At 56.4% G+C, this 18,202-nt stretch carries 15 protein-coding genes; 6 read left to right on the top strand and 9 right to left on the bottom strand.

Annotation, left to right across the window (positions count from 1 at the left end; translation table 11 throughout):
* Window positions 1-383 precede the first annotated feature (383 nt).
* From NKH36_RS33355 to NKH36_RS33345, 3 genes are all read right to left on the bottom strand, one after another.
* Window positions 384-989: a HupE/UreJ family protein gene (locus NKH36_RS33355; RefSeq protein ID WP_352965965.1), complete on the bottom strand. Its 606-nt coding sequence runs from the start codon at window positions 987-989 to the stop codon at window positions 384-386.
* A 45-nt stretch (window positions 990-1,034) separates the two neighbouring features.
* Window positions 1,035-3,632, bottom strand: a complete 2,598-nt coding sequence (locus NKH36_RS33350; RefSeq protein WP_352965966.1) for a CehA/McbA family metallohydrolase — start codon at window positions 3,630-3,632, stop codon at window positions 1,035-1,037.
* Window positions 3,633-4,102: 470 nt separating this feature from the next.
* Window positions 4,103-5,782 (bottom strand): GMC family oxidoreductase, encoded by a 1,680-nt coding sequence (locus NKH36_RS33345; protein WP_352965967.1) that lies wholly within the window; start codon window positions 5,780-5,782, stop codon window positions 4,103-4,105.
* A gap of 803 nt (window positions 5,783-6,585) precedes the next feature.
* On the opposite strand from NKH36_RS33345, the gene ehuB reads away from it, so the two are divergent.
* The 5 genes from ehuB to NKH36_RS33320 all read left to right on the top strand — a co-directional run bounded on the left by ehuB (window position 6,586) and on the right by NKH36_RS33320 (window position 10,616).
* On the top strand, window positions 6,586-7,443 hold the full coding sequence (gene ehuB, locus NKH36_RS33340; RefSeq protein ID WP_352965969.1) for an ectoine/hydroxyectoine ABC transporter substrate-binding protein EhuB: 858 nt from the start codon (window positions 6,586-6,588) through the stop codon (window positions 7,441-7,443).
* Window positions 7,444-7,521: 78 nt separating this feature from the next.
* Window positions 7,522-8,307, top strand: coding sequence for an ectoine/hydroxyectoine ABC transporter ATP-binding protein EhuA (gene ehuA, locus NKH36_RS33335; RefSeq protein WP_352965971.1), 786 nt, complete (start codon window positions 7,522-7,524; stop codon window positions 8,305-8,307).
* The gene (gene ehuC / locus NKH36_RS33330; RefSeq protein WP_352965972.1) at window positions 8,307-8,969 is read left to right on the top strand and encodes an ectoine/hydroxyectoine ABC transporter permease subunit EhuC; all 663 of its coding nucleotides are present in this window, start codon (window positions 8,307-8,309) and stop codon (window positions 8,967-8,969) included. Before ehuA ends, ehuC begins: the two co-directional genes overlap by 1 nt.
* Entirely contained in the window at window positions 8,966-9,649 is a 684-nt protein-coding gene (gene ehuD, locus NKH36_RS33325) for an ectoine/hydroxyectoine ABC transporter permease subunit EhuD (RefSeq protein ID WP_352965973.1), read from the top strand. Before ehuC ends, ehuD begins: the two co-directional genes overlap by 4 nt.
* Window positions 9,650-9,806: 157 nt before the next feature.
* A complete protein-coding gene (locus tag NKH36_RS33320; protein WP_352965974.1) occupies window positions 9,807-10,616 on the top strand; it encodes a maleate cis-trans isomerase family protein in 810 nt (269 codons plus the stop codon).
* Window positions 10,617-11,253: 637 nt separating this feature from the next.
* On the opposite strand, the gene NKH36_RS33315 is transcribed toward NKH36_RS33320, so the two are convergent.
* From NKH36_RS33315 to NKH36_RS33300, 4 genes are all read right to left on the bottom strand, one after another.
* Entirely contained in the window at window positions 11,254-12,036 is a 783-nt protein-coding gene (locus NKH36_RS33315; RefSeq protein ID WP_352965975.1) for a maleate cis-trans isomerase family protein, read from the bottom strand.
* Window positions 12,037-12,141: 105 nt separating this feature from the next.
* Window positions 12,142-13,599: an aldehyde dehydrogenase family protein gene (locus NKH36_RS33310; protein WP_352965977.1), complete on the bottom strand. Its 1,458-nt coding sequence runs from the start codon at window positions 13,597-13,599 to the stop codon at window positions 12,142-12,144.
* Between the two features lie 147 nt (window positions 13,600-13,746).
* Complete coding sequence (gene ectB, locus NKH36_RS33305; protein ID WP_352965979.1) at window positions 13,747-15,045, bottom strand: diaminobutyrate--2-oxoglutarate transaminase; 1,299 nt, start codon at window positions 15,043-15,045, stop codon at window positions 13,747-13,749.
* A gap of 672 nt (window positions 15,046-15,717) precedes the next feature.
* Complete coding sequence (locus tag NKH36_RS33300; RefSeq protein WP_352965980.1) at window positions 15,718-16,107, bottom strand: MucR family transcriptional regulator; 390 nt, start codon at window positions 16,105-16,107, stop codon at window positions 15,718-15,720.
* On the opposite strand from NKH36_RS33300, the gene NKH36_RS33295 reads away from it, so the two are divergent.
* Window positions 16,045-16,278, top strand: coding sequence for a DUF6429 family protein (locus NKH36_RS33295; RefSeq protein WP_254019400.1), 234 nt, complete (start codon window positions 16,045-16,047; stop codon window positions 16,276-16,278). The genes NKH36_RS33300 and NKH36_RS33295 overlap by 63 nt on opposite strands.
* Before the next feature lie 68 nt (window positions 16,279-16,346).
* Here NKH36_RS33295 and NKH36_RS33290 read toward each other — a convergent pair whose 3' ends face one another.
* Window positions 16,347-16,571: a hypothetical protein gene (locus tag NKH36_RS33290; protein WP_352965982.1), complete on the bottom strand. Its 225-nt coding sequence runs from the start codon at window positions 16,569-16,571 to the stop codon at window positions 16,347-16,349.
* Between the two features lie 100 nt (window positions 16,572-16,671).
* Window positions 16,672-18,202, bottom strand: a protein-coding gene (tnpC, locus tag NKH36_RS33285) for an IS66 family transposase (protein ID WP_352965984.1) whose coding sequence is annotated in 2 segments (ribosomal slippage) — window positions 16,672-17,171 and window positions 17,171-18,202 — 1,532 coding nt annotated over the 2 segments. Because the reading frame shifts where the segments join, the coding sequence is not laid out codon by codon here. This gene is flagged as partial in the annotation.

Genomic DNA, 18,202 nt, shown 5'->3' with positions numbered 1-18,202 from the left:
GCCACCAATAGGGAGCAATACGATGCCGCCCTAACACACCTCTTGACCTCAGCATCGTCATGTGAGCCTGGGATCAAACAGCTAGGCGACCGCGCCGGCCCCCGTATATGGCTAAATGGGTTTTGAACGACTTTTGGAGATGGGCTTCGAGCGAAGTTCTTGCGATCAGTTTGGATCTGGTCGAGGCTATCGATCACAACCTGTCAGCCTGGCGCCCCAGGCCAGCGGTTGCCTCATCGTGAGTACCTACTTGGCTGCGTGGCCGAGAAGGATGACATCACCATGCCGGAGCTGGCGGCCGAACAGGATCTCGCGCGGCTTATGAAGAAAAGGTGCTCGCTGCTGGCCAGCCAACAACTTTGCCCGACGTCGTGTGACGATTGCTAGAGCGTGCCGACGATCATCATCAAGCCAGCTGTGGCGGTCGCCGCGCCCGCAAGTCTCACGAGGGCACGAAAACGCTGGCCTGGTAACAGACCCAAGCAGATACCTGCGCCGTGCAAAAGTGCTGTGGCAAGGGCAAAGCCGGCAAGATATACGAACCCCCCCGCGGTCTCAGGGATCTCGGTGCCATGCGCGTGACCGTGGAAAAGCGCAAAGAAGCCAATGATGATCGCGCCTGCCGCCACCGGGAGGTCTACCGCAGCGGCGATCAGCAGGCCCAGCGCCACAATCGAGGCGAGGATGACAGGGTCTACGAAGGGGACTGGCACGCCAGCGATCCCCAGCGCACCGCCCGTAAGCATCAAGCTGAGAAACGCAACCGGCCATGCCCAGAGCGCGCGTCCGCCCTTCAGCGCCGCCCACAGACCGACCGCGACTATCACCGTTACGTGGTCAAGGCCGGAGAGCGGGTGTGCAAGCCCAGCCCCGAACGAACCAACTGAGCCGACCGCGATATGGGAGGAGGCCGGCCCGCAGGCAGTGGCAAGCACTATTGCTGCAAAAGCTATTCTGGCGAACTTCCTTCTGATTGTCGGATTTTCCATTGGCCTTGCTCTTTGAAAAAAACCGTGTCCGCGGTTATGGTATTTTCACTCATCATGCTCGGAATGGTGCGTGCCGGGGGTATGCGGATGATGGTAGCCCATTTGATGCATTTGATTGTGCAGGCGATGGTACGCCGACTGGAGCACAAGCCGCATCTCCTTGTACCGCTTGGCCTCGGCACGGGTTCCGATCGTGTCGATGTAGGCCATCGATCCCTCGATCTGGTCCAGGATTGTGAGCGCGTCGGCCGCGGCAAATAACTGAGATCCCTCGACATCGATCATGACTGCCGACGAGTGAGCGGCGATCACCTCAGGTTTGTCATCGTATTTCGCGCGAACAAGTAACGCGATCCAGGAGCTTTTCTGGACACGCACCGACCAACTTCCGGCATCCTGCCACGGTTTGAGGGTACGGCTTTCTCTGACCTCGCCATTGACGATAAGGTCGATCCTGGTCATCGGCACGATCACACTTGCGACGTTCCAGCTGATGTTGACCGTTCCACCCGACGAGGAAAGGCCAATGCGGCCGCCCATGGGTTTTCCGTCAACATTAAGATCCATCAGAGGGCCATAGGTCACAAACGTATGGCCTGCTCGGACAGCGTCCATCCACGTTTCGTAGGAGAATTCCCGATGACCGGGGATTCTTGCGTAGGTCCGGGTCAGGCCTACGGCAAACTCGGCCGACATCTTGTCTGTGCCAGCCACCGCTGGGATATGATACCCGTTGTTCAGGTAGCGATACCAGTCGGAGAGAGAGTAGGCATCGATGCCGCTATAATAGTCAATAAATGACATCATTTCGACCGCGTCTGCTTCCCCCAGGACGATCGTTGCGGCGCCTTCCATCCGAGGATCGGGGAAGTGCGGCAGGACGACGAGGCCGCCCTGCTTCTTACATTGCCGCGCCCATTCGGTTATGAGAACATTGACCGTGTCGCCGACGGCCGATTCATCAGGGCCGCCCGCGGCAAGGGGAACAATCATGTTGCCGGAATAGCCGAGCAGGGAGATGTGACCGAGGACGCGTTGTCGATTCTCGGTGCCGATGCGGACAAGAAACTCGCCGTCACCTCCGGCCGCTCTGCTTCCAAACGTTGTCCTGCCGTCAAAATCCCCGACATTGGACATCATCTCTCCCCATTGGCTCGCGAGGAGATTGATGACGTTTACGCCTTCAGCGGCGCCCTCCAGCATAGCTGTTGCGGGAGCCAGAAAATGTACATGCGTATCGGCGGTGACCCAGCCTTGTTCGCGCCAATCAAGGACCTTCTCGAGCTCTACGGTAATAAGCTCAGTTTCTCGAGTGATATGGAACTTCCGCCGGATCGGCTTGACCTCAAATCCCTTCGTGATCTCTAGGTAAACGTCACCTAACGGCAATTCGATCGTGGTCTGTCCTGAGATGTAGGTCGACAGATGCAGGCCTTGCCAATGCTCGGTGCTGTAATTCTCGAACCATCGCGGATTTGGGTTGCGGTTTCCATTTGATGGAGCAAGATACTCACCTGTCGAACCATGCACATGAAGCTTTACGGGGACAGGCTTATTCGTTGCCTGCTCGACGACGCGCAGGATCACGCGTTGATTGGCCGGCAGAATGCTCTGCAGCACCGGTTCGCTTTGCGGGGCATTGTTTTCAAGATCATTAACCAGGATCGTTCTGTCCCCAAAGAGGTGAAAACAGGCATCGGAATGCGCCGCATATTCGATGACGATTTCGGTCGGGCTCGCTTCCGGTTGCAGATTTTGACGCGTCTTTTCCCAATGCTCGGTAGGATAGACCAACCGTGGGCTTGCAGAGATAACCTGGCCGAGATCGAGCTGGATCTGATTGAAGAGACCATGCTCATCGAGCGTGGAATCGAAGCTCACTTCGGGCGGCATCCTGAGCAGCGCTTTCTTGCGCTTCTCCCAACGGAGCGGCATTGAACGGCTATCGCCTGCGGAAACTCCGGAGATGATCAGACTGCCGGAGACAGGTTCGAACTTGATCGCCTCAACGGCTTTCTCTGGATGCGGATTTTCGAAGGCCCAAACGAAATTCATCCAGGGCCCCTCCTCGAACAGCGCCTGTTGCTGGCGTATCCCCCACCCGATGGGCCACCGATAAGAAGCGGCATTGCTTATTGGCTTTGGCTGGTCGGCCTCACTGAGACCTAGCGGGTGAGGCTTTCTAGCCGCAACCGCTTGGGTGCAATGCTCCCCCCACCGGAAGAGCAGCGATCCAACCTGATGTCGCCGCCGGACTTCTGCCCTTTGCTCGGTGCCATCCTCGTAAATCAGGACGTAATTCGCCGCATGCTCGCCGAGTTGACCAATCCCTCGCATGGGAGAGATCAATCCATTCTGATCGGGGGACAGCGGACGAACATCAGAGGCGTGCAGGAATACGAACCATCGCGCGGTGGTTAGCGGAACCTCGACCGTAACCGCCTGACCCTTGAGAAAAACCGGGCGCCCGATTTCGAACGGAATGCCCCAAGCGACGCAGGAGCCGGAATGTGCGAACGGAGCTGCCCGCGCCAGCTCGGCTGAGACGTCTTGATGGCCTGCAAGCTCCTCGAACGTGACGTTACCGTCAAAGCTGGCAGGCCGGAACAGTGGCGAAGTGGGGCCGTCGCGGTAAGCGGTCATGCTTGGTATTCCATCTGCTTGGCGTGAGGTTCGCCGCCGCCGTTTCTGAAACTGTAGTCCTTTCCAACGGGCCATTTGGTGCATTTTATCAGCCTGGATAGAGGAACTCAGCGTTATGTAGCCTCTGCGCGCATAAGCAAAGCTTTTGGGCTCCGCTGGCGATCCGCATCGGTGAGACGCGGGTTCTCGTTGCCTGACGGATCGCAGTACATGCTGGGACGAGGCGACTGCACTCTGCTGTCCTGGCGCAAGCGCAACGGCTCTCTTCCTTTCCGAACATGCTGGGCGGCAAGGTCAAGCGCCGACCGCAGCGGCCTGCAGGGGTGGTCGACCGCGACGATGCAGTGGCCTCCGGTGCGGATACAATCGATAAGTCCCAGCTGTGTCAGAATAGGCCTGCTGAAGTGAGGATGTGCCTCGCGGACGGATCATCTTGCAGGAATTATACCTGGCAACCCATACCTTTCCTGCTAATCGCGCTCAAGCAGGATGGCATCAGACATTTTCTCTGCAACCATAATCGTAGGGATGTTCGTATTCGCTCGCGGGCAGAAAGGCATCACCGATGCATCGGCGACTCTTAGGCCCGACATTCCATGAACGCGGCCTGACGGATCCGTCACGCTGGTCGGATCGTCAGCAGATCCCATTCTGCAGGTCGAAGTGGGATGAAAATTCCCAAAAACGTTCTGTCGTACAAAGCGATCAAGTAGCTCGTCATTGTTTACAAGGTCTGCAATGCCGCGGCCATCTGTGATTGCGAATTTAATGAGGCTTCGGCGAATCAAAGAAGAGCTATCCATAAGCGCCGCCAAGATTGATGTGATGCCGTAGTTCAAACTGTTGTACTTTCCGATTAGCTTCGCTTTTCCAGTCCAGGTAGAAGGAAAGGGGTCCAAGGCAGTATTCACTAGGGCTTTATGATCAACCAGCCTCGCCACGAATCGAAACGCTTTTTTCAATCGCTCGGCGTCGCGTTCGTCGCTCAGCATATCGAAATTCACCTCTGGCTCAGCTAAATGAGAGCAACTTTTGAGGGAAACCGTTCCTGTCGAGTAGACGCGATTAACCCAGAAATTGAGGGTCCCTAGGCGTTTGCCAACTGGATGCCAGGCAGATTTTGCGAGAACTGAGATGGCCATATCGGTAGGGGGGCAATCGTCGTGACCGGATGAATACCGAGCATGCATCTGGATGTATCCAGTCGCGGTCGGCAACATCCGATCCTTCGGTTTCAAGTACGCCGAGATGGCTACCCCAGCGTGCTCTTGAAGATTTTTTCCAACCCCGTTTATATCTGCGACAACCTGAATGCCGAGTTTTGACAGCTGATCGCCCGGGCCAATCCCAGACCGAATCAACAAGGCGGGCGAATGAATAGCGCCAGCGCACAGGACTACCGTAGGCGCGCTATAGGATTGGCAACCAGTCTTGCTCTCAGTAACGACGCCCTTTATTTGACGCCCTGAAGAGGTTAATCGTACAACAGTTGTTTCGGACAAAATTCTGAGGTTGGGCCGAGCGCGGACGCTATCCGGCAAATAAGCCATCGCAGCTGACACGCGACGACGATTGCGGTTCGTCAATGGAACAATTGAGTGACCATCGCGAAATTCGCCATTGAAGTCTGGCCGGTAGGGAATATTCTGATCTTCAAAAGCGGTCGACACCGCCCTAACGAATCCGGACCACTCTCCGATATCGGCGCGGCTAATAGGCAAGGGCCCTTCATTGCCGTGGAAGTGATCGCGAAAGTCGAGATCGCATTCGAGTCGGCGGAAATATGGCAGTACGCCATCCCAATCCCAACCCGTTGCGCCGATGGACGCCCATTCATCATAATCGGCTGGGCCACCCCGGTTGGCGACCTGGGCATTGATGCTAGAGCCTCCGCCTATGACCCGAGCTTGCTCATAGTGCACGCGTCTGTTGGTGTTTTGCGCAATGGCTGCTGAGAGTGAGGGCCACTGATAGCCCTGATTGTAGTAAGCCCGCGTGGGGTTGCCATCGAGTATATCATCAGGAATCGCGTGCGGGGGAAAATCAGGACCGGCCTCTATGAGCAGGACGTGACTGCCATTGGCCGATAACCTGTTCGCCATCACGCATCCGGATGAACCGCCACCTACAATTATATAGTCGAAAAGCAACGGCGGTTCCCTCCATCTCCCGCCGGAAGCTAGCAGAATTATGATGCATACCTCTGCGAAATGAGCCCTGTTTGCGCACGAAAGCTGCAAAGTCGCGGCACAAGTGCGGCTGTCGAGGAGGTATTGCGGGTTGCCCCGGCTAGCAACACGGGACGCGAACTCCCGTGTCAACAAACCCGCACAATCCGTCCGGCGTTCGGATTTCGTCAATGCTTTGCTTTACCGGCCCGCGCTCGGGGCCGACACATAGTGTTTCGGAACAACCGTTCCAGGCTTCCGAGACTTGGGGCAAGACTCTAGACGACGGTGCCCCGCCCGGCTGGGCGGGCGCAGCAGCCACTCGAAGGCTGCCGATGTAGAGGTAGGCGATCGGTCGCGCTTGGCGATCTTGTGAAAGGACGCCGCCGGCTGATCTCGTTGACCGCCAAATGCGGTGCCCCGATTGTCTTTGACAGCGCTTCAGATGTCGCGAGTCGCCACTTAACAACCGCTAGCCCTTGCAGCGCCTCGGCGCTTCAATCATCCAAGGTTCTTGCCGCCAACACGAACCAGTTGCTGCGGGTCGCGCTTGCAGCCGGGCAGACAGCCGCTATCCTTTCCGCCGTCGTCACCGGGTCCGACCCTTTAGACGGACCAGCACTATCGCCGCTTTCCTTCGTAATGCGTGTCAAAGGGAATTTTTTCTGCGCAAATGCCGGCCAATCAGCAGCGAACCGGTCCTCACGGCGGGATAGCATGGGCGTCCGGTGGACGAAACTCTGTTAGAGGCCACCCGAATAAGAACCGGATAATGGGGAATAGCCATGATGGATAAAATTCAACGACGCTTTTCACGCTTTGGTCGCCTACTGTTTACTCTGGCGGTCACTGCTGCAGCGCCCTGCTTCGCAGTTGCCCAGACGTTGGAACAGGCTAAGTCAGACGGTGTCACAATCGCCATCGCCAATGAACCGCCCTATGCGTTTATGGGTGCGGATGGTTCACCCACAGGAGCGGGGCCGGAACTAGACAAAGCGATCTTGGGAGAGGTCGGCATCACACGGTTTTCGGGGCAAGTGATGGAATATGGAGCAATGATCCCCGCTGTGCAATCTAGACGCGCAACGTTCGCATCGTCTGGCAGTCTGATGATTACCCCACAACGATGTGAGGCTGTTATCTATTCAGAGCCCCTGATCTGCGACGGAGGTTCATTTGTCCTTTCCAATAAGCTCGCCGATACGGTGAAGAGTGTCAAAGATCTAGCTGCTGCTGGCGCCACAGTAGCTGTATGCGGGGGGTGCGTCGCCCAACAACTTGCTTTAAAGGCGGGCATTCCAACGGATAAGATTATAATCTTTCCAGATGCGCCTAGTGGTCTAAAGCTTCTGACAGATGGTAGGGTTGACGTCTATTTCCACGATACTTTGGCAACCCCCGGCCTATTTGAAAAGCTTGTAGATAAGTCGAAATTTAAGTATTTGCCAGTTCCCGACTTTCCAATTGGCTGCCAAGCTGCCGCCTTCAACAAAGATGATGTGGCGTTGAGAGACGCCTATAACGATGGCATTAAGAAGGTCCGCGAAAGCGGTAAATACATGGAGATTTTGAAAAAGTTTAAAATGGAAGCCGCTGCATTCGGGATTGATACGGCTACCGCGGAGCAGCTTTGTAAAAAGTAGTAGTCATTGTGAGGGGAGGCTAAGAACGCGTATCTTACTAGCCTCCCCCGCCCCTGTCGCCTATCAGAGAGTTAGTTGATGTCTCTTCCTGCGGTCCAATTCGATAAGGTTTGCAAATTGTATGGTGCTCATAGAGTACTAACAGACCTTTCATTGACAGTGTCGGCGGGCGAAAAATTGGCACTGATTGGAGCGTCTGGGTCCGGCAAGACTACGATACTTCGTATCCTGATGACCCTTGAAACGATTGAAGGAGGAAATATTACTGTAAATGACAGACCGCTTCTGGGCCCTGACATCGCCCAGCTTTCTCCCCGTCACAGGGAAGGGCACCTTCACCAGATGCGTCGGGACATCGGGATGGTGTTTCAGCATTTCAATCTATTTCCCCACATGTCGGTTCTGCGCAATGTCACGCTTGCGCCTATCCTTACACAGGGACTTTCCGAAAACGAAGCGCGTGACTTCGCGCTCGGTCTCCTTGAAATGGTTGGCCTGGAGAATAAAGCAGCGGCCTTGCCCGCCGAACTGTCTGGCGGGCAGAAGCAACGAGTCGCCATTGCGCGCGCGCTCGCGCTGAAGCCTAAGATTATGCTTTTCGATGAGGTTACCTCCGCCCTCGATCCTGAGTTGGTCGAGGAGGTCTTGAACGTTCTCCGGAAACTGGGGAATGAAACGGATATGACCATGCTCCTAGTTACTCATGAGATGAGCTTCGCCCGTGATTTCGCCGACCGCGTTCTCTTCCTCGACGGGGGCCGTATCGTCGAGGAGGGGCCGCCGGCGGAAATCTTTTGTAACCCCCAACAAGATCGGACGAAGCTTTTCCTTCGCAAGATCGTCGCTGCAGGACTGAGCCTGTGATGCCGGAGTCTGTCCAGTTCCTACCGCTGATCTTGGCAGGCGCGATTCTTACCGTGGAACTCACCGTGCTGGGCAGCGTGCTGGCGCTTTTGGTTGCCTTCGCCGTCGGCTTTGCGCGCCTGTCAAACACCGTGTGGCTACGCGTGCCGGCTCGTGTGTTCATGGAGTTCTTTCGAGGAACCTCGATGTTCGTTCAGCTCTTTTGGGCCTATTTCGTGCTCCCTCTCCTCGGTATATCCTTAACTCCATTTCAAGCCGGGGTGCTTGTCCTCGGTCTGAATGCCGGTGCGTACATGTCTGAAATAGTTAGAGGCGCTATGCTGGCCCTTCCTCGCGAACAATTTGAGGCGTGCATCGCGCTTAACTTAAAAAAGGTGCACCGTCTTCGCTATGTGCTTTTACCGCAAGCGCTGAGGTTGATGATACATCCGTTTTCAAACAGTATTGTCGAGATCCTGAAGGGCACCTCTATCGTCTCGCTGATTTCTCTGTCGGACATGACATTTCGGGCGCAGAGCGTACGAGTGCAGACCGGCGACACTGCTGTGCCATTCCTCACCATTCTTTTCGTCTATTTCCTTCTCGCAATAGGCTTCTGGTCGTTGATGCGATGGCTAGAGCGCAACCTGGCGCCTACCCAGCCCTCGGAGCGCGGCACATGACCTGGGAATGGCCATTTGCGTTTGAGATACTTCCGCACCTCCTTGCAGGCGTAAAGATCACCATTTTGGCTACCCTGCTCGCGTCGGCGCTCGCCCTGACTCTCGGGCTTGCGATCGCGATAGGGCGCAGGTCTGCAGGACCACGCATCTCGTCGGCGCTTCGGTTCTGTGTCAACTTCGTTCGCGGCACCCCGCTGCTCGTGCAGCTCTACTTCGTCTTTTATGTGCTTCCAGATATTGGTATCTACCTCAGCCCGCTCACGGCCGGTGTTCTCGCCCTTGGCATTCACTACTCAAGTTACACATCAGAAGTTTACCGCGCCGGCATTGAAAGCGTTGACCGGGGACTGTGGGAGGCTGCCAAAGCACTGAATCTGACCCGTTCTCAAACATGGAGATATATCGTCATACCAATGGCGGTCCCCCCCATTATTCCGGCTCTTGCGAATTATGTGGTTGGCATGTTCAAGGAAACGCCGCTGCTTTCCACGATCACGGTTGTGGAGTTGATGAACCAAGCCCGAATAATTTCGAATATCAACTACCGATATCTTGAACCGATGACGATGGTCGGGGCTTTCTTCCTGGCGGTCAGTGTGCCGGCAGTTATTGGTCTACACTATCTTGAGCGTCGTTTTGGAGTTGGAAGCGCGCGCCATCATAACATGTCGATCTTTTGACCTCCGCCGCCTGACCGCGTTCTGCGCTACGCATATCGACAGCTGCCCCGCCGGCCTCGCATACCAGTAAGGAAGAAGCAAGTGCTGGGCGTGCTTCATAGGGTTGGATCCGGCTCTCCACGTTGGTGACACAACTACATCAAGATTGGGGAATGACATGGTTTTGGATAACAGTCCCAAGCGCTGTAAGAGAATGGGCGCTATGGTGCCAAGTGACAATAAAATTCCGTACGAGCTGAGGGACGACAAATTTATCTCTAATTGGCTCGCAGATCGCAACCTTGGCAGCGTAGAATATATTTCTACCCCAACACGCGACGATGCCTTATACAATGGCGTTGATTATTACGCCAGATTAGCTGATGAGGACGTACTGTCAGCCGCTGCGCGTCAATTGCGGAAGCAGGGGTGCGATTCAGTCGTTTGGGCCTGCACATCTGCCAGTTTCTTCAAAGGCGTTCCGTACGCACACCGCCAAATCCAGCTTCTTTCCGACAATGCCGCGGCGCCCGCTACGAATACTTCAATGGCGTTTTTGGCAGCGCTTGACGTACTTGGAGCGAAAAGGGTTGACGTTATGTTGCCCTATTCGCCTGAAATCGCGAAACTTCTTGTCTCGTTCCTCTCAGAGGTTGGTATCAGCGTTGGAACAGTCTGGCATATGAGTTGTCCGGCGAGCGGAGAGATTTTTGACATCGACTGCGAAGCCGAACTGACTGAGTTTGTTTCGACGAGGCCATTCTCCGACGACCCAATCCTGGTTCCCTGTACCTCAATCAGTTCGTTAACACGCGTGGAAACTTTCGAGAAGATTTCAGGACGTTCAGTCCTAACCGCCAACCAGGTGACCATATGGCACGCACTCGTGCTTGCCGGCATGAAACCGAACATCTTAGACTGCGGCTCGTTCCTGCGGTCATACGCAAAAACAGGCGACCGATCATACCGTTTACCGCTGGAGCGTTAACGAGCGCGGACAGCCTGTGGCTGCCCTCTTCTCCGAAAGCAAAAATGCCTCTGGCCTGCATCGATGCTCGATACATTTCCAGATTTGCTCAAGGTACAACGTTCCTGTTTGTCAGGGAATAATATTGCCTCAATCGTAACCAATCGGTGTGGGCCGCGGCAGAGGCGCTTTCGTCGGCGTAGGCTGTGGTCCATGTAGGGGCCCTTACGCCCACCTCTGATTTCGCAGCGTCGCTGGCGCGGTGACTGCATGGGCGACAGAGACCAGGCCGGTCAGCATGGCCGCCTGCTAGGAGTAGAAAGTAATCATCTCGGCGAGGCCAGCCAGGAGTGTGGCGGCATTGATCGGGTCCGAGCTCGGGATCGAGATCACCGTCTCGGCTGGACAAGTCCTTACACCATCGATGCCAGCATAGACCGCAGGCATTGCTTTTGATGCCGACAATACCTTGCCTCTGCATGCGGGACTGCTCCCTATCGTCCGTTCAGGACCAATACAAGAATGGACCTTGCTCAGCGACGGTTCGCGCCAGAGGGGTACGGTGCCACTCGCCCACTCTCCGGCTGACGGCATCTGTCGGGGAGTACAGCTATTAGCTGCCTTGCCAACATGCTAGGGGAATTGCTTAACTCCTAGCCTATGTTAATTGCTTCAGAAGCTGACCGTGTCCCAGTATAGGCTTTTCATATCGCGCAAGTCTCAATGCGTCCCACAACATAGCCTGGTGAGCAGTGATCACAGGCTTCCCGAGCCGCTCCTCTAAACGATCGATCATGCTAGATGTGCGAAGGAGAGTGCACGGGATAAACAGTGCATCGGCTTCGGAGGTGACCATCGAGCAGGCAGCTTCAAAGATACTTTCGGGAGAGACTGCCGCAATTTCGGGGCCAGTTAACAAATTGAAAGAGGCGGATGCACGGACCGCGAAACCATATTTTTCAATACAATCAACAACAACGGCACCGACCTCGTCTACGTAGGGGGTAAGCATATCAATACGCTTTATGCCAAGTTTTTCAAACGCCCGCAAAGCTCCCGTCATAGGGGAGGTCAATGAAGACCCGGGCCGAGCTCGATGCAATTCCTGTTCCAGCTTTTCCTGCGAAATGACTGCCGATCCTGACGTGCACGCATACACAAACACGTTGACCTCACCAGGAGGATCGAACAATTCGCCGGCTCGGGCTATACTGTAGACGTGGCTATAAAGGCTATCGACTGAGTCCTCGGTCGAAGCCACATCCTCATGCTTAATCCTCGTTGCCGAGAAGTTAATGCTGTCGTCCTTCAACATCCTGCGCATTTCGAGTTCGGTGAGTGTGTCCGTCGAAGGAATGATCAGTCCAATTACGGTCTCAGACGTCACAGGGGGAAACAACGGTGCCACATGCACGGCCGAGAATGTTGTTTGATTCAGCATTCGGAACTCCCCATTCATATCAAGTTGGTAGCGAAGAGGATCGATCTCAGCGGACATAAAACATGTGCGGCTGACTCAGGTGGCGCTGTAACGAGAACTGCCGCCTCAGCGGGATATTGGGTGTGTGATGCGGATGCCAATGTTTCTGGTCTGAACGTAGCCATCCAGCGCTTCCTGACCCTTTTCTCTGCCGTATCCAGATTGCTTCACCCCCCCGAACGGCGTTTCAACGCCCCCGACATACCAGCCATTTACGTAGATTTGACCAGCCCATAGACGATCGGCACACCAAAGGGCGCGATCGATGTCCCTCGTGAACACCCCTGCTGCCAAGCCCTGATCTGTGCCGTTGGCCAGGTCGATACCCGTTGCCGGATCATCAAACGCAGTAACCGCCAGAACGGGTCCGAAGACTTCATTTTGGAAGAGATTACTGTCACGCGCGACATCAGCGAAGACAGTTGCGGCCATGAAGTAACCGCTTCTCTCTGACAGCACCTGGCCGCCGGTAACCGCCCGAGCTCCCTGTGATAGAGCAGTCCCACAGGCCTTTTCGACGGCCTGACGCTGCTTTTGGGAGATCATCGGAGTGATGTCACAATTGTCGCGTCCTGGGCCAACGGATAGTTCCTCAACGCACTTCTTGATTCGCTCCAGAAGTTCATCTGCGATCGACCGTTCCACCAGCAATCTTGTCAGGTTGTTACAATTCTGACCGGCGTTCAAATAGGTGCCGATGCGAACCGCCTCGACCACGGCGTCGAGATCGGCGTCGGAGTACACAACTGCAGCTGACTTGCCACCCAGTTCCATAATGCACGGTACGATCCGATCCGCCGCAGCTTTCAATACGGTCCGCCCGGTGGCAGGAGATCCTGTGAAAACGATGTGGCGAACATCACGATGCTGGATGAGTGCCTGACCAGCCAAATGACCGTAACCGGTGATCACGTTGACGGCACCGGCAGGCATCTCTGCTTCCTCGCAAGCGCGAGCAAATTCAATTCCTGACAGGGGAGCCAGCTCAGGAGACTTCACCACGACTGAGTTGCCGGTTGCAATGGCGCAAGCTAACGAACGAGCCGTTAGTTCAAGCGGGCCGTTCCACGGCACAACCTGGGCAGACACGCCAAAAGGACTTCTTACGGTGTAGTCCACATACTCGGCACCACGAGGTATTGAACGGCCTTCAACCTTGTCAGCTAGACCAGCGTAGTATCGCAGGTATCTTATCGCAGTCTTTACCTCGCCTCGAGCGAGATCCAACCCTTTGCCTGTCTCGACGCAGTTGATGATCGCTATCTCTTCGTCACGCCTCTCCAATGCGTCTGCCAAGCGAAACAACAGACGCCCACGGTCATAAGGATGCATGTCTATTAAGATTCGCTCGCGAAAAACTCGATCGGCGGCCGCAACAGCTTGATCAACTTCTTGATGTCCGGCTTCTGCGACGACCGCAATTGTTTCTCCCGTAGAGGGATCATCAACCTCGATCCGTCCGCCCGTGGACGAATCCTTCCACTCCCCATCGATGTAGTTCTTCATCACATTTGTGCCGAGCATCCACGACCCTCCCTATTCTTTCTTCATCTGGGCCAAAGGCGGTAGCTTTCCAGCCGACTAATTGCGGAACGACGGCCTGCGGTCCGCGCGGTTGAACCAAGCCTAGCGGACCGCAAGCCAAATCGTAGTCGCCCGAGGCCGCGCCTTTTATCGACCGACGGCCGCACCTTCGTGAACGGCGCGAAGGCTATCGCGAATAACTGACAAGCCTCGACGCAGCTCGGCCTCGTCGATTGTTAGAGCGGGCATAAACTTGAGGACTTCACCGTAGGAGCCAGCAGTCTCTAGCACCAAGCGACGAGAAAAGGCCTCCTTCGAAACGCGGGACGGCAACGAGTGATCCTTTGGTGATACAAGTCCGTACATTAAACCTCGGCCTCGCACACCCAGCCCCAGAGCCGGGTATTCGCCCGCGATTGCCTCAAGTCCCTTAGCCAAAATTTTTGATTTTAAGGCGATCTCTTTTTCGAATTTTGAGTCGGCCCAGTAAGTTTCGAGAGCCGCGCGAGCAGTTACGAAAGCCAGGTTATTGCCTCTAAATGTTCCTGTGTGCGCGGCAGGCGTCCAGACATCTAGGTCAGGTTTGATAAGAACGAGCGCCATCGGCGTTCCATAGGCGGACAATGACTTGGACAATGTAACGATATCCGGGACGATGCCAGATGCTTCGAAGCTGAAAAATGTTCCTGTTCGGCCGACACCTGCCTGGATATCGTCCAAGATCAAAAGGATTCCGTGCCGCGCAGTCAATTCGCGCAACCTCTGCAGCCATTTAACGCTTGCAACATTGATGCCCCCCTCCCCTTGGACGGCTTCAAGTATGACGGCGGCAGGAGTATCAAAGCCGCTGCCCGGATCCTCCAGAAGCTTCTCGAGATAGTCGATCGTGTCGAATGAATCGCCGAGATAACCTTCAAATGGCAAGGACGTCACATTAGCGAGAGGAAATCCCGCAGCAGCTCTCATCTCCTTGTTAGCGGTGGCTGCCAACCCACCGGCACTCACGCCGTGATACGACCCCGTGAACGACACGATGTTTGACCTGCGCGTTACCTGGCGGACTAGCTTCAGCGCCGCCTCCACGGCATTCGCGCCCGTCGGACCTGTGAACTGCAATTTGTATTTCAGACCCCTAGGCTTCAGGATGTAACGCTCGAAAGCTTCGATGAACGCCTTCTTGGCTGTGGTGGCTAGGTCGAGGCTGTGCACGATACCATCGCGCTCAATGTAATCTAGTAGTGCCTGCTTGAACGCTCGATTGTTATGCCCATAGTTAAGAGCTCCTGCCCCACCGAAGAAGTCCAGGTACTCCTGACCGTCTGCCGCCGTCAGCGTCGTGCCGACCCCGCGGTCGAATAGAACAGGGAACGAACGGACGTAGCTTCGCACTTCAGACTCGAGTCGGTCGAACAGCGCAAGGCTCACGTCTTTGGCAATTTGGTTCATAAGAGCGGACTCCTTAGAGATTTGCGACCTGCAGGGAAACGATCGCCTTGTAGTGCAAGATGACGTCGGGTAGCGGTTTTATGAACATAACTCTCCAAAGGGCCCTTGGTGAGCGAAAAAGGGGTTTTTCGCTGCAGCAATTCGGCATTCTGCTGCGTTTGGCGCAGTTTATGGACATCCGCACGCGGATAGCATGACCTCTTAAATCCGATGCACTGCCGATGCGGTGGACAGTTGTGTCATAGACCGGTTACCGCGACCGGCCGGACGATAGGGCGTGTTTACCGCAATACACTCCTGATATGAGGGCTGGAACGGCCTGAGGTTGAGCCATCAAATTGTAAACCTACGCTGCGGCGCCCAAGGCCGGACTGCTTTCAACACGCTATCTAGAGCCATCCGTTCGATGTCGCCTATCAGCTGGCATGACGTGCTGAGGCCTTTCTCTCTTTTACAACATTGTGCCTTTGCGCCGCCAGAAAGAAGCATTGCCGATCCGACCACGATCAAAATGCTCAGCTAGTTGGCCCGGTCGACCACACCGTGTCGTTGCCTCAATCGAGCACCGGCAACGTCAATCCCGTTTCCCGAACCGATTGACAGCTCGTCGCGCTCTACACGGACGTCGGTAGGCTTCTCCGGCCACCTTGATCGTCTTCCGCCAGAGGCGGATTAAGATTTCAGTCGAACAGACTTGCAATCATCCGGCTCTAGGCCTTTGGTCTTCCGCTTGGCCGCCGCCCTCGCGGCCGGCGCGTCGGGCGTTCTGATGCCGAGCCCGAACTCCCTTGCCAGTTCCGATCGCTTGGCGGCGTAGCTGGGCGCTGTCATCGCATAGTCTCCGGGCAGGTCCCATTTGGCGCGATAGGCCTCTGTCATGCCATGAGCGGAGCCGAGGTGGCGCCGGAGCGATCTGAACTTCCTGTCATCCTCCAGGCAGTAAAGTAACCATCCGGTGTGGGCCGCGGCAGAGGCGCTTTTGCGTGTTAGACTGCTTGCATGGAGATCGACACCGACAAGATCGACGATGCCGTTCTGGGCCTGCTTTGGCTGACGCTGCATGAAGAGAGGCGCGCTTGGAAGGGGTTGGATTGGGACGCTCTGGATCGCTTGCACCAGAAGGGGCTGATCGCGAATCCAGCAAACAAGGCGAAGTCAGTGGTTCTGACAGATGAAGGCCTGCGGCGTGCAGAGGAGCTGTTCCGAACCCTGTTCACGCGGCCGACGCCATGAGCGCTGGGCGGGCGTTCCAATTCCACGCCAAGAGTCGCGCAGTGCCCATAGGGCCAGGGCCGCGGTGGCTATGGTCTTAGGAGATTTCCTGCGGCAGGTTTGGGCGGAGCGTCACCCGTAGCCCTGCGCTCGTCGGCGATTTGCCGAAGGTTGTCGATGCCGTCTTCGGTGAAGACGACGATAGTTTCGCTTAATTCGGTTACGGGATAGCCGTCGTAGGCGCTCAGGCAACCGTCTTCCGAGAACATCTCGATCGAGCAATCGCGCAAAAAGTCTTTGTCCTCTTCGAGCATCTCGGCCACGTATTTGAGAGTGTAAGAGCGGAGTTGCGATATCCCATCTGACGGCCTCAACGATCCGGTTTGCATGTGAGCCCAATAATGAAGGCCCAGATCAGGCAGCTTTAGCTGCTGCGATCGTCAAAGGGCTCCAATTCCAGGGAAGCAAGTCCTCGAGCCGTGTGATCGGCGTGTCGGCGATGCGGGCGAGGACATCGGCCAGCCAGGCCTGCGGATCGACGTCGTTGAGCTTGGCGGTGGTGATCAGCGTCGCCATGAAGGCTGCCCGATCGGCGCCTCGATCGGAGCCTGCAAACAGCCAAGCTTTCCTGCCGAGGGCAAAGCCACGCAGCGCCCGTTCGGCGGCGTTGTTGGTGAGGCAGATCCGGCCGTCGCTGAGGAAGGACGTGAAGCCGTCCCAACGCTTCAGCACATAGTCGATTGGCTCAGCAACCGGAGAACTCCGGGACAATTTTGCCCGCTCGGTCCGCATCCATTCCTCAAGCGCCTCTGCGATCGGTCGGCTCTCCTGCTGGCGTCGTTGCAGGCGTTCGTCGGCGGCAAGACCGTTGATGTCGCGCTCGATGTCGAACAGCGCGTCCATGCGTTTGACCGCTCGAGCGCGATCGGAGAGATCGGCGCGGCATCCTTGCCGCGCCTGGCGTTGGTGGCGATGTCGGCGAGCACGAAGAACTTACGACGTGCATGCGCCCAGCACAGCGCCTGGGTCAGCGGACCGGGGCCACGATCTGCCTTGAAGAGCGGATTGTAGCCGCTATAGGCGTCCGCCTGCAGAATGCCGCTAAAGGTCTTAAGATGGCGCTCGGGATGTTCCTGCCGCCGATGGCGCGAAGCATAGTAGAGTGCCGCCGGCGGCGATTGCCCGCCGAACGGCCGGTCATCCCTGACATAGGTCCAGATGCGGCCCGTATCGGTCTTGCCCTTCGCCAGAATCGGCACGGTGGTGTCGTCGCCATGAAGTCGCTCGGCGGCAAGCACTTGCGTCTCGATCAGCGCATGCACCGGCTTCAGCGCCGCGGTACAGGCTCCGACCTGATCGGCCAGTGTGGATAGGCTGAGGTCGATGCCCTCGCGGGCATAGCGCTCGCTTTGCCGGTTCAGCGGCTGGTGCTGGGCGAACTTCTCGAACAGGATCATCGCCAAAAGGTTCGGCCCGGCAAAGCCGCGCGGCGTCACGTGGAAGGGCGCCGGCGGCTGGGTGATCTTCTCGCATTCACGGCAGGTGAACTTCTCACGCACCGTCTGGATCACCTTCCACTGGCGCGGGATCACCTCCAGCGTCTCGGTAACGTCCTCGCCAAGCTTGGCCAGCTTGGCTGAACCGCAGCACGGGCAGTTCCGGGGCGCGGCGATGACGACACGCTCACGCGGCAGATGTTCGGGGAAAGGCTTGCGCGACGGACGCTTGCGCTCGAAAGCTCGGACTGTCGATGACCGCGCGGCCAGTTCCGCTGCCAGTTCGTCCTGGCTGGCGTCGGCCTCCAACTCCTCAAGCTGCAACTCCATCTGTTCGAGAAGCCGCGCCTTGCGCTCCGAGCGGCTGCCATGGATCTCGCGCTTCAGCTTCTCGATCTCCAGTCGGAGCCGCGCGATCAGCGCATCCGAGTGCGAGTTCACCGCTTGCG

This window comes from Mesorhizobium sp. M1312 (assembly GCF_040318115.1).
GTDB lineage: Bacteria > Pseudomonadota > Alphaproteobacteria > Rhizobiales > Rhizobiaceae > Mesorhizobium.
This window is presented reverse-complemented; position numbering and strand designations above follow the sequence as displayed.

Excerpts from the sequence above, each read along its gene's own strand:
- NKH36_RS33315 (WP_352965975.1), bottom strand. The coding sequence starts at position 12,036 with ATGCTGAATCAAACAACATTCTCGGCCGTGCATGTGGCACCGTTGTTT.
- NKH36_RS33320 (WP_352965974.1), top strand. The coding sequence starts at position 9,807 with ATGGTTTTGGATAACAGTCCCAAGCGCTGTAAGAGAATGGGCGCTATG.
- NKH36_RS33300 (WP_352965980.1), bottom strand. The coding sequence starts at position 16,107 with ATGCAGCGTCAGCCAAAGCAGGCCCAGAACGGCATCGTCGATCTTGTC.
- NKH36_RS33355 (WP_352965965.1), bottom strand. The coding sequence starts at position 989 with ATGGAAAATCCGACAATCAGAAGGAAGTTCGCCAGAATAGCTTTTGCA.
- NKH36_RS33295 (WP_254019400.1), top strand. The coding sequence starts at position 16,045 with ATGGAGATCGACACCGACAAGATCGACGATGCCGTTCTGGGCCTGCTT.
- NKH36_RS33350 (WP_352965966.1), bottom strand. The coding sequence starts at position 3,632 with ATGACCGCTTACCGCGACGGCCCCACTTCGCCACTGTTCCGGCCTGCC.
- ectB (WP_352965979.1), bottom strand. The coding sequence starts at position 15,045 with ATGAACCAAATTGCCAAAGACGTGAGCCTTGCGCTGTTCGACCGACTC.
- ehuA (WP_352965971.1), top strand. The coding sequence starts at position 7,522 with ATGTCTCTTCCTGCGGTCCAATTCGATAAGGTTTGCAAATTGTATGGT.
- ehuB (WP_352965969.1), top strand. The coding sequence starts at position 6,586 with ATGATGGATAAAATTCAACGACGCTTTTCACGCTTTGGTCGCCTACTG.
- ehuC (WP_352965972.1), top strand. The coding sequence starts at position 8,307 with ATGCCGGAGTCTGTCCAGTTCCTACCGCTGATCTTGGCAGGCGCGATT.
- NKH36_RS33310 (WP_352965977.1), bottom strand. The coding sequence starts at position 13,599 with ATGCTCGGCACAAATGTGATGAAGAACTACATCGATGGGGAGTGGAAG.
- NKH36_RS33290 (WP_352965982.1), bottom strand. The coding sequence starts at position 16,571 with ATGCTCGAAGAGGACAAAGACTTTTTGCGCGATTGCTCGATCGAGATG.
- ehuD (WP_352965973.1), top strand. The coding sequence starts at position 8,966 with ATGACCTGGGAATGGCCATTTGCGTTTGAGATACTTCCGCACCTCCTT.